Raw genomic sequence first — 11561 nt, forward strand, 5'->3', positions numbered from 1 at the left:
AGTTGGGTGACTATCAGGCAAGCAGATCACAGACACCTGCGAGAGAGATGTGCAAAGTACTGGTGGTACAAAAAAAATTAGCAGTTCCCCGATCAAGAAGAACTGCTAAATATCATCTACAGACGGCTATTACCCCATTTGCAATTCTAACTTAACTGTATAAAACACCTATTACAATAAGTAATTGTTCGTAATTCAACTACGTATATATACGTATATTGCGCTTGATCAGAATTTGAATACTGTTTACAGCGTACAAACTGGTTAAAAAGGAAGGCTATTCATCTTGTGGCTCTTTAGAAGCGTTTTGGTGGGGCCTGTTTTTTGGGCAGCATTAGGAGCTATCCAACACTAAGGCTTTCTGAATAAAACGGTGTTTTTCGTTTTCTGGTAAATCTGCCCTGACAACCTGAGTTCGATTCTTAAATTTATTGGACTGTTTTTGCCATTTTTTAAATTGGAATAGGTTGACAAGTAATTTGAGACGCATTATCCACCGGACTGCTCATCTGCCAGACATGTCTGACGAAGCAGGAGTTGAAGGTTTGATAAGTAAATTGGTCTGAAGTTGACCTGGCAATAGCTTCAAATCATTCGTTTTATACTGACACTGCAAATTTTGCTTTCTAACTCTAAAATTGTTCTCTTTCCTCAAGAGCATATCTAACAAGTGCAGCCGTATTCTTGATATTCAGTTTCTGCATAAGGTTCGCCCTGTGGGTTTCAACTGTTCTGGTGCTTATAAAGAGTCTATCAGCGATTTCGGAGCTTGTGAGCCCATCAACTATGTATTTTAAAATTTCACGCTCTCTGTTGGTTAGTTTTTGTTTTTTCAGCGATGAGCCAGGCTTGTGAGAGTTAGCATAATATCCCACAATTGTATCTGATACGGACTGGCTGAAGGCCTGCTTTTCATTCCATACTGAATATATAATTTCTTCCAATTCCTTAGCTGAGGCCTGGCGTGTAATATATCCTTTAGCTCCCATATTAAGTGCCAGGTTTACGTTTCCTATGGTAGCATTTCCCGAAATGATAACTGCTTTTACATTCTCATTGATTTTCTTCAGCTTATTCAGCAAATCTTTGAGATTCATGTCAGACAAATTGGAAGAGATAATGCAGACAGCTTCAGGGCACGTTTGAAAAGACTCTACAAGTGAATTGGCATCTGGAAAAGACAAAATAGTACCTATTCGGTCAGATTGCATAAGAAGATGTTTAATTCCACTCCTGAGGATTTCGGAAACATCTGCAATATAAACGGTGATGGATTCCATATTGATTCTCTTAATCGATTATTATTTTATAAATATAATCGATTTCACCAAAATGCAAACTTTTATATTATCATAGGTTCGAAAATGATGAATGACTTAGAATATACAGGAGTATTGCCAATCTGAGAGACCAAAAAATTGTTCGGATCCAGTTCCGTCTCACGAGCTTGCCCGCTTCATTTTGGTTATATCCATTAGCAAGCCTGCTATGAGACGGAACTTGAATAACTACCGTTGAAATCCAGATAAGAATTAGAAAAATGAGTCCGGCAATAAATTCGTATTGAAATTCTGAGTAGAATACAACAAGGCCAATCGCTGATACGAGCTCAACAAGCATTACCGGTACTACGATATAAGAGATTCTTCCGCGATGAAAATCCATATGCTGACCAAAATCATTTTTATCAGCCCGGTGAAAGAAAGGGTAATGAACTATTTGAATCGTCCATATTACACCCACCATTATAGATGTTGAAACTAAGTTGACTGAGAATAAAAGTGGCAGCATAAGATCCTGTTATTTCTTTGATCAGGTTGAACAGATAATAATGCAGATGACGATAAATTGCACGTGCAGCACAGCAACGAAATTGAAGATTGATATTCGTCAGAATCGTATAGGCGAATGGTTCAGAGATTACTTATTTTAGCCGTTCTGACAACATTTTTTACAGATAAAGAAAACTATAAATATTTATGAGCTGGCTTCGCACTCACACTTGCGGTGACTTAACAAAAGAAATGGTTAATCAAGAGGTTGTACTAAACGGATGGGTTTCATCCCGCAGAGACCTTGGCGGCGTAATTTTTATTGACCTCCGAGACCGGTATGGAATTACACAGGTCGTGTTTGATGAATCCAATAAAGAGCTGCATAAAGAAGCGGAAGATCTGCGCTCTGAATATGTGATCGGAATAAAGGGAAAGGTGTTGCTTCGGGATGAAGAAACCATCAACCCGGCGATGAAAACAGGTGACATAGAAATTGAAGTAAGTGAGCTAAATATTTATTCAGAAGCTCAAACGCCACCCTTCGAGATTAAGGACGGAATTGCCACAAACGAAGACACTCGCCTGAAGTACCGGTATCTTGACTTGAGACGCCAGGAGATGCAAAAGAATTTGATACTGCGCTCAAATCTGTACCACACAGTACGATCGTTTTATCACTCCAACAATTTTTCAGAAATTGAAACACCGGTACTGATGAAATCAACGCCGGAAGGCGCCCGCGACTACCTGGTGCCCAGCCGCGTAAATGCCGGCAAATTTTTTGCCCTGCCTCAAAGCCCCCAAACCTACAAGCAGCTGCTGATGGTGTCGGGCATGGATCGATATTTCCAGATAGTAAAATGTTTCCGTGATGAAGATCTTCGGGCAGATCGCCAGCCGGAGTTTACACAGATTGATGTTGAGATGTCGTTTGTAGACGAAGAACAGATTTACCGTACCCACGAAGAGTTGATGGCAGTCATTTGGAAAGAGCACATGAATGTAGAAGTGCAAACGCCATTTCCCCGAATTACCTACAAAGAGGCAATGGAAACCTACGGATCAGACAAGCCGGATACCCGGTTTGGAATGACGATCAAAAAGCTGTCTGATCTGCTTGGTGACTGTGGATTTAAAATTTTTGAAAGCACTGTAAAAAAAGGCGGCCAAATTGTATCCATTACTGTTCCCGGAAAAGGAGATCTTGGTCGGGGAGCGCTCGACCGGCTCACAGAAGATGTGAAACGGGAAACAGGAGCTGCGGGACTTATATATATAAAGGTCTCGGATGAAGAGCATTTCTGTAGTGTCGGTAAATTTTTAACAGACACGAAAGTTGAAGAGATGGTAAAGCGATCTGAAGCTGAGGATGGTGATCTTGTTCTGATTCTTGCAGGGCCTGAACCAGACGTATTTAAGCAGATGGGGACTTTACGCCTGATGATGGGTAAGGAACTCGAACTAATTGATACAGCGGCCTATAATTTTCTCTGGGTTACAGACTTTCCGCTTGTGGAGTGGGATAAAGAAGAGAAACGGTATGTATCACTTCACCATCCATTTACATCTCCTAAAGAAGAGGATATAGATTCGCTTGAAGAATCTCCTGAAAATGCGAATGCAAGGGGGTATGATCTTGTATTAAATGGAAGCGAAATTGGCGGCGGCTCCATTAGAATACATAACTCAGAACTACAAAGTAAGATGTTCAGAGTTCTGGGCATTGGAGAAGAGGAGGCTCGTGAGAAATTTGGTTTTCTTCTGGATGCTTTTACTTACGGAGCGCCTCCACATGGAGGAATTGCTTTTGGTCTAGACCGAATTGTGATGATCATGGCCGGGGCTGGAAGTCTTCGGGATGTCATTGCATTTCCGAAAAATCAAAGAGCGCAAAGTACGATGGACGGGGCACCCGATACCGTTGATGAAAAACAACTCCGCGAACTTCATATTAAACTAAGAGATAATAACTAAACGGAAAATATTGTGAAAACTGCCGGAATTGACGGTTGTAAAGCCGGGTGGATCCTGATCACGTTTGATGATGAGAATCCCGGATACTACGTACTGCGATCAGATGAAGAACTCGAAGAAGCTTTTAAAACCTATGACCGCATATTTATCGACATGCCTATCGGGCTTGAGGACGAGAACTATACCCGTGAGTGTGACCGGTTGCTTCGGGAAACACTGGGTGCAGAATATGCTTCGAGCGTGTTCAGCCCGCCCATTCGTCCGGCTCTTAATGCTCCTTCATACGTTGAGGCAAATATTGAGAGCTATGAGTATACCGAGAAGAAACTGACCGTTCAGGCCTGGAATATCACGCCAAAAATACGAACGATAGATTCTTTCCTGCAAAATAACGAGGAGTACCGGAAGGCTGTGCTTGAAAGCCATCCTGAACTTCTGTTTATGAAGCTGAATGGTGGGATGATCTACCAAAAGAAAAAAACAAAAAAAGGACTTCGGCACAGGCTCGGTCTTGTGGTTGACCATGAAGAAATTGCTGACGATTTTTTCAGGGATATTAAAGAAGAGTTTCGCCGTAATGAGGTAGCTGAGGACGATATTGTCGACGCAATGGCTCTTGCACTTGCGGCGAAACACTCAGAAAATAAACCGATTGAAACATTGCCGGAAGATCCGCCCGTTGACTCTAAAGGGCTGAAGATGGCAATTCACTACATAAAACGAACAGCAATATAAAAAACCGGAACACCGATGATAATTCGGGTTCCGGGTTCGAAATCACGGCGAAATTTAATTCTGGTCGGAGCGCTCAAGGATTTTTTTGTACTTAATGCCAGCTTTGTAAACTCGGTTTAACCCGTTGAAAGCAGCGATTCTGTACGCTTCTGTATAGCTTGGATAGTTCAGTACATGTTCCATAAAATACCGGATGGTACCATTTTGGGCCATCACACACTGGCCAAGATGAACAAGATCAGCGGCTTGCTCTCCTATAACATGAACTCCAATCAGTTTCAGGTCATCTGATTTAAAAACGAGCTTCAACAATCCATCTCTTTCGTTATTAATATCTGCCTGGGTAAGATTGTTGTAATACGCTCGTCCCACAGTCACGTCTATTCCCTGGTGGATAGCGTCTTTCTCAGTCATTCCAATTGCTGAAATTTCGGGTATGGAGTAGATGCCAAATGGAATTGATTCACTCATCTGGGTCGATTCATCGTTAAACATACTGGTTGCAGCAATGCGCCCCTGCACAAAGGAAACCGATGCCTGGGCGGGAAAGCCCACGACATCTCCGGCAGCATAAATATTGTCTACGGATGTTCTGAAATGAGAATTAACATCGATTCCGCCATTATCTGTAAGTGATAGATTAATATTCTCGAGACCTATCTTTGAAGTGTTGGGAGTTGTACTGCCAACATAAAGTACATGCTCAGTTTCGACAACCTGAAGCCGGTCAGGTTCAATTTCTGTTTTGAAGCCGACTTCGGTACATGTTCGTAATTTGTTATGGGTCACGTGCTGCACCTGAACATCATTATAGAGCTGAATCGTGCTTTCCTTTAGAACCCTGAGCATCTCTTGTTTAATCTCGTCATCCAGGAAAGGCAGTATCTCTTCAGTGTCGGCAAGCAAGGTTACCCGTGTACCAAGGGCTGAAAAAATTGTAGCAAATTCGTAACTAATAATACCACTTCCCACAATAACGAGCCGACGTGGAATGTGGGTCAGTTTTAAAACAGACTGGTAGTCAAGTATATTTGAGTCATTGATTGAAAACAGTTCGGGCTCAACAAAACTGCTTCCGGTCGAAATCAGAATATTTTTAGTTGAATAAGACTTTACATTATTCAGATGGTCTGTGACTTCAACCGTGTGCTCATCAAGTATTTTCCCCCACCCGCGGGCAGTATCGATCTCATTTTTAATAATGTCATTTTTAACCTTTTGATTTTTGCCCTCCAGTATATTTTGTTTGTACTGCAGCAGGTCGTTCATCTTGAAGCGCTCATAAGGTTTGCGTCCCCTTTCATCACCAAATTGGTTATGAAATTTCTGGATTGATTTTGCCGCTTCCCTCAGCGCTTTGCTCGGAACAGTGCCAGAATTGATCCATGTTCCCCCAAGATGCTCCTCATCTGCCTCAACTATGAGTACCCGTTTGTCAAATTTGGAACTCTGCATTGCACAGGAAAACCCAGCCGGACCGCTACCTAAAATGATTACATCGTAATCGAAACTCATAATACCATGATTTTTAATTATTAAATGTCTCTGCAAAACTTAGTTATATAATCATACTGCAACCGATACAGTATATCGATTATTATTAAAGTCTGGGGAATAGAGTCAGTCCCTATTCCTGATCATAAGCTTAATTTTGCAAAGCCTTCCACTAATATAATGTTCTAAAATAAGATTCTATTTGTATAAACCCATTGATTGTTTTTTCGAAATAAAAAACCACTTCAGAGGAACGAAAATCCCTTTAAATACAATTTTACTGTATCTGGATCTAGGGCTATATTAAACCATTGATTCATAATGTTTTAGACATTTTTAATTTTTAAATAATAACCCAAAGTAACATGGCTTATAAACTTCCTCCGCTACCGTACGATCATGATGCACTGGAACCGCACATAGATAAGAGAACCATGGAGATACATCATGGAAAGCACCATCAGGGATATACAAATAAAGTAAATGCAGCTCTTGAAGGTCATGATTTCGCAGATCTGCCTATTGAAGAAGTTCTTTCGAAAATAAATGAAGTACCCGAAGATATTCGACAAGCTGTAATCAACAACGGCGGTGGTTACGCGAACCACAAGCTTTTCTGGTCAATTTTAAGCCCTGAAGGCGGTGGAGCACCAAAAGGCAAGCTCGCTGAAAAAATTGACAGTGAGTTTGGAAGCTTTGACAAGTTCAAAGAAGAATTTAGCTCAACAGCGGCCGGTCAGTTTGGTTCAGGCTGGGGTTGGTTGTGTGTTGACAATTCTGGCGACTTGAAAGTACTTTCTACTCCAAACCAGGATAGTCCGCTAATGAATGGACTAACACCGATTCTTGGAGTTGATGTGTGGGAGCACGCTTATTATCTGCACTACCAAAATCGTCGTCCCGATTATATTTCTTCTTTTTGGAATGTGGTAAATTGGGATAAAGTGAATGAACTTTACGATGACGCAACGTCGTAGAGAATTATATTCGCTTAAGTAATAGAATTTAAACGCCCTGGCAGAGATGTCCGGGCGTTTTTTTATTCACCGCTGAGATCAACATGATACCATTGCCTGTACTGGCCCATGCGCTGTCGCATATTCATACGGGTCATGCTGCTGCCTTGCGTCGCTCTTCCCCGTCCATAACCCTGTTGCTGTCGGCGAGAAGATGTATTATCATTATTCTGAATTCTAAAATTGGGTGGATCAATTTCAAATCCCAGCCAAAATTGATCACCATTCAAACTATAGATAGAACTGCTGTTCAGGGGTACCCGCATTTCAATAGAAATAAGCCGGCGATTTTCTCCTGATGACATTTCAATACCGTCAATTTGAAGCCTCTCTTTGTCAACAAATCCGTAATTGGTGTCAGGCCCCATTCTTTCCACGATCATTACCCGGTCAAAAATTTGTGACTCGAGAGATTCAAGCCTCTCACGGTTTTGGGGTTCCTGAAACCACTCCTGGTCAGTGGTGAACGCCTCATATTCAGCCGGGTTTTCGCGAAGGAGGTTAAATGTACCGGAAGGAAACGCGAGGCCAATCTGGTCCCTGTTTTCTTCACTGCTGTTAATGTAAATAATGAAACCCGATTGTTTCATCGCCTGACTATGGCCGGGGCTTTTTACATCTATATATAAGTATATAAACTCTTCATCGTATGTAGCATAGTAATCAGCAACATCCGATCTGTCAATCATTGATTTTTGCATATCCCAGTCCGAAATGTTGCCATCAATTTCCGGAGGTTGTACGGCTTGAGGCGTACTGATGGTTTTAGTGCCCGAACAACCGGTAAGCAAAATGGTGATTAGTGTAAGTACAGAAATATTTCGTAGATGAGTTATCATGGAATTGAACGTCTCAAAGGCTAAATGGATTAATCAATAGAACAATACGCAGATCCAATAAAGTACAAATTTATGCGTATATTAATGGAAATGAAATAAATCAATTAAAAGGAACGTGTTATGCAATTTGGATTTGGAGTCGGACCCGATACATCCTGGATGCGTGAGGAACTCACGAATCTGGGTGTTGAAGAATTAAAAACCCCCGAAGATGTCGATAAAGCAATGAAAGACTACGGCAAGGGCACCATGCTTATGGTGATCAATTCTGTATGCGGATGTGCAGCAGGAAACGCCCGTCCCGGAGTTGATATTGCCCTGAAAAAAGCAGAGCAAAAGCCAGACCACCTGGTAACGGTATTTGCAGGACAGGATAAAGAAGCAACCGAACGGGCCCGCGAGTATTTCAGCGAATATCCGCCATCGTCACCTGCATTTGCATTTTTTGTTGATGGAGAAGTGAAAGCAATGGTACCTCGGCACAGAATTGAAGGCCGAACCCGCGATGAAGTAGCGGAAGATTTGCTAATGGTGTTCGACGCCTTTGTCGAAAAACCAGCTGAGGAAAAATAAACCCTTTGCAATTATTGAATAAACTAAAGCCCGGTAATTAAATTTGCCGGGCTTTTTTTGATGCTTCTATAAAACAAGATGAAATCGAAATGGTTTGAATCATACAATCGCTTCCCCAATTCGCTCTTCAACAATGTCCCTCGACTTCTTAGTTTCAACCGTCGCTCCAAGCTTCATCAGGAAGTGATAAAGACCAAGGTGCACGCGCGTGCTATATAGGAAGTGCTTATTGCCTCGAGCCTCATTCCCAATGGGCGCATTCTTGGTATAGCCTCTGATCATCTCCCTGTATTCGGGATTGCCAAAATTGAAAGTGTCATTCTCGTACGGCATCGCAAACGTAAAGCCGTAGTTCAGGCAAAATTCGAAGTATTTCTTTTCGGTTTGATTGGTTTCCGGGTCACCCTTCAGTACGCCCAGTCGGTCATAAAGTGTCTTAATTTTGTCAAGATCCCGCTCAAGATGTGTCGGTAGAAGGAGCAGGTAGTCTATGAAAAATTCATCAGGGAAATTTTTAACGCAACCAAAATCGATGATGCCAAGTTTTCCATCTTCGGTAAGCAGGAAGTTGCCCGGGTGCGTATCAGCGTGAATTTCATCAGACTGACGGATTTGTTCGTGAAAGAAATCCCATATTTTTTGGCCGAATGCATTTTTCTCTTCCTGTGAAGGATCTCGCTCTAAAAATTCTCTCAGGTGCTCTCCTTCCAAAAAGCTCATAGTTAACACGCGTTCCGTTGAATACTCTTTTATCCAGCGTGGTGTTTCAAACCGGTCTGTTGAAAAGCGGTTATGAAAACGGTTGATCGTCTCTCCTTCATGGATATAGTCAGTTTCAAGCCTAAGTGTTGATTCTATCTCTTCAAAGTACTCATTCAGGTCCTCTTTATTTTTGATGAAACGTTTGAAAAGCGACTTGGCCAGCCCCAGGTCAGACGCAATAGTATCGCGAACACCCGGATACTGAATTTTGACCGCCACTTTTTCGCCGCTTTTTAGTCTTGCGGTGTGAACCTGCCCAATTGAAGCGGCCGCTATGGCTTCCGTATCAAAAGACTCAAAAAGAACCTCTGGATAACTCCCCAGTTCCCTTTTTATGATAGATCTTATAAGAGATCGGTTTATTGGCGGAACAGAATATTGAGCCTGGGTCATCACCTCAGAAAATTCATCTGGGAGAAGGCCCTGGTCGATGCTCAGTGATTGGGCAATTTTTAGTGCGGTTCCCCTAAGTTTGGTGAACTCTGAAAAAATCTGCTGAGCCGTCTGATTATAAAATTCTGAGTTGCGTTGCTCATCGGAACCGCGCAAGTTCTTCAGGTAGTGCTTTGCATAGTTTTTACCTACGCTAAGACCGGTTTTAGCAAATATTTTGCCGCGGTCGTATTTCGACGATGGAAAATCACTCATGTAGTCGTGTCTTTTTAAGTGTTTGAAAATGGGGAATTATAGAAGATAAACTTAGCCATGTCGAAGCCTCTGTCGAGTATAGATGAATAGTGAAGCTCCTCTACAAATGCGGTCCATTTATCAACAAGTTCCATTGTTTTTTGGTTGGCTGGGCTTTTATCCCTTAGCCAAAACTGTATTAGGAGATGAAAATTGTAGGAACCTGCCGTATATAAAAAGCCGCGGTTGAAAGCCGCAGACAGCCTGGACTGATTTGTATCGGATTCGTAGATGACTTTCAGCTGTTGGCGAAAAAGCTCCTCAAAGGGAGTTGTGCGGCTTGAACAAGCAATCCTGTCTTTATAGGTCTCGCGAACAAATTCCTTGTAGGGGTCCATCAGGTCGATGAGAGTAAGCGCAAGGTTGCTGAGTTTTTCAGAAAGAGTATACTCGGCATATTTATCAATACTCTGGACCGACTCTTTATATTCGAGAATCAGGCCTTCATAAAAGAAATCGAGCACGTCGCGCCGATTCGAAAAATAATCATAGATTTTTTCAGTCTCGATATCCGAGGCCTTAGCAAGAGCCGATAACGTAAATCGCCGATTTTTAAGATAGAGTAGCGCAGCGCTTTTAGATATTCGAATTTTTTCTTCAGTAAATTTATTCATGTCTGTAAAAGATCTATCAGTTTTGATTCAGAACAATAAGTTGGTTATAAAAGGTTCGGATGAAAATAAGTTCTATCGGTGATCCTTCACCCCATAAACGGGATCTGTTGTTTATTACGCTCGCGGGTATTTTTTTAATATCATTAGTACTTGGTAACGCAATCGGGACCACAAAATTTATAACTCTCTTTTCTTTTGATTTGCCACCCTGGCTGAAAGAAGTAACGCCCTCCCTTGTCAGAGATGGGAGTTTGTATGTCATGAGTATTCCTGTAGGTTTAATAGCATACCCATTTACGTTTCTGGTAACGGATTTGATCTCTGAATTGTTTGGACGTAAAAAAGCACAGGCAGTAGTCTGGGTTGGGTTTTTTTTGAATCTGTACATGTTAGGATTGATGAGTGCTGCCAATCTATTTCCAAATACATATGGAGTGAGTGGTGGCCTTGAACTTTTTGATGGCGTCTATGAATTTATGGTAGCTAACACTTTATCAAGCATGTTTGCGTACCTGGTTGCTCAATCTGTTGATGTGCGTCTGTATCATTTCTGGAAAAGATTAACCAAGGGTAAGTATTTATGGCTGAGAAATAATGGATCTACAATGGTTAGCCAGCTAGTAGATAGCACGGCTATACTCTCAATTTTATATATAACCGGAAATCTTGGAGAAACTATTTCAACACTTGGCGCTCTCACCATACTCATTTTGAACTCATATCTGTTCAAATTCTTCTTCGCACTCTTTGATACGCCAATTTTATATGCCGGAGTTTGGTTATTTAGAGACTATAATGAGGACCCCGAAGGAATTAAATTGTACGACGATGAAAGGGGCTAAAAAGCTAAGGTGATACAAAACAACACCATCGGAAAAAAGAGGGGCGAGTCATCAAAGAAAAAGGAAAAAAGTTTCATTTTTTGATTGACTCTGGTTGGAGTTTGATCGTATATTTATAGCCCTTCAAAAATACGAAGGTCAAGAAAAGGCGCAGTAATTTATTTAATTCTTTATTGCCTTTTGATTGAAATTATTCTTAGATTGTAAATCTGTCAACGATACGATAAGTGATGTAGAGTTGGCGGGAAAG

General features: G+C 41.5%; 11 protein-coding genes. 5 read left to right on the forward strand and 6 right to left on the reverse strand.

The features are described from left to right. Nucleotides 1-632: 632 nt before the first annotated feature. Both AABW11_RS18895 and AABW11_RS18900 read right to left on the reverse strand, forming a co-directional pair. Nucleotides 633-1280 carry a response regulator transcription factor gene (locus AABW11_RS18895; protein WP_340106900.1) on the reverse strand — a complete coding sequence of 216 codons (648 nt, stop codon included), beginning with the start codon at nt 1278-1280 and terminating at the stop codon, nt 633-635. A 70-nt stretch (nt 1281-1350) separates the two neighbouring features. Then, entirely contained in the window at nt 1351-1665 is a 315-nt protein-coding gene (locus AABW11_RS18900) for a hypothetical protein (RefSeq protein ID WP_340106901.1), read from the reverse strand. Nucleotides 1666-1979: 314 nt separating this feature from the next. Between AABW11_RS18900 and aspS the strand changes: the two genes are divergently transcribed. Both aspS and AABW11_RS18910 read left to right on the forward strand, forming a co-directional pair. After that, nucleotides 1980-3749 carry an aspartate--tRNA ligase gene (gene aspS / locus AABW11_RS18905; RefSeq protein ID WP_340106902.1) on the forward strand — a complete coding sequence of 590 codons (1770 nt, stop codon included), beginning with the start codon at nt 1980-1982 and terminating at the stop codon, nt 3747-3749. A gap of 12 nt (nt 3750-3761) precedes the next feature. After that, on the forward strand, nt 3762-4484 hold the full coding sequence (locus AABW11_RS18910; protein WP_340106903.1) for a DUF429 domain-containing protein: 723 nt from the start codon (nt 3762-3764) through the stop codon (nt 4482-4484). A gap of 54 nt (nt 4485-4538) precedes the next feature. On the opposite strand, the gene sthA is transcribed toward AABW11_RS18910, so the two are convergent. Further along, the gene (gene sthA, locus AABW11_RS18915; protein ID WP_340106904.1) at nt 4539-5999 is read right to left on the reverse strand and encodes a Si-specific NAD(P)(+) transhydrogenase; all 1461 of its coding nucleotides are present in this window, start codon (nt 5997-5999) and stop codon (nt 4539-4541) included. A 344-nt stretch (nt 6000-6343) separates the two neighbouring features. Between sthA and AABW11_RS18920 the strand changes: the two genes are divergently transcribed. After that, nucleotides 6344-6955 (forward strand): superoxide dismutase, encoded by a 612-nt coding sequence (locus AABW11_RS18920; RefSeq protein ID WP_340106905.1) that lies wholly within the window; start codon nt 6344-6346, stop codon nt 6953-6955. A gap of 62 nt (nt 6956-7017) precedes the next feature. Here the strand turns inward: AABW11_RS18920 and AABW11_RS18925 are convergent, their stop codons facing one another. Continuing rightward, nucleotides 7018-7833, reverse strand: coding sequence for a hypothetical protein (locus tag AABW11_RS18925; protein ID WP_340106906.1), 816 nt, complete (start codon nt 7831-7833; stop codon nt 7018-7020). 120 nt (nt 7834-7953) lie between these two features. Here AABW11_RS18925 and AABW11_RS18930 point away from each other — a divergent pair, with 120 nt between their 5' ends. After that, nucleotides 7954-8406: a BrxA/BrxB family bacilliredoxin gene (locus AABW11_RS18930; RefSeq protein WP_340106907.1), complete on the forward strand. Its 453-nt coding sequence runs from the start codon at nt 7954-7956 to the stop codon at nt 8404-8406. 99 nt (nt 8407-8505) lie between these two features. Here the strand turns inward: AABW11_RS18930 and AABW11_RS18935 are convergent, their stop codons facing one another. Next, nucleotides 8506-9816, reverse strand: a complete 1311-nt coding sequence (locus AABW11_RS18935) for an ABC1 kinase family protein (protein WP_340106908.1) — start codon at nt 9814-9816, stop codon at nt 8506-8508. A gap of 14 nt (nt 9817-9830) precedes the next feature. Then, on the reverse strand, nt 9831-10469 hold the full coding sequence (locus AABW11_RS18940; RefSeq protein WP_340106909.1) for a hypothetical protein: 639 nt from the start codon (nt 10467-10469) through the stop codon (nt 9831-9833). 59 nt (nt 10470-10528) lie between these two features. On the opposite strand from AABW11_RS18940, the gene AABW11_RS18945 reads away from it, so the two are divergent. Beyond that, nucleotides 10529-11311, forward strand: coding sequence for a queuosine precursor transporter (locus AABW11_RS18945; RefSeq protein ID WP_340106910.1), 783 nt, complete (start codon nt 10529-10531; stop codon nt 11309-11311). The last annotated feature ends 250 nt before the right edge of the window (nt 11312-11561 follow it).

This window comes from Rhodohalobacter sp. 8-1, assembly GCF_038150125.1.
Classification (GTDB): Bacteria; Bacteroidota; Rhodothermia; order Balneolales; family Balneolaceae; genus SW132.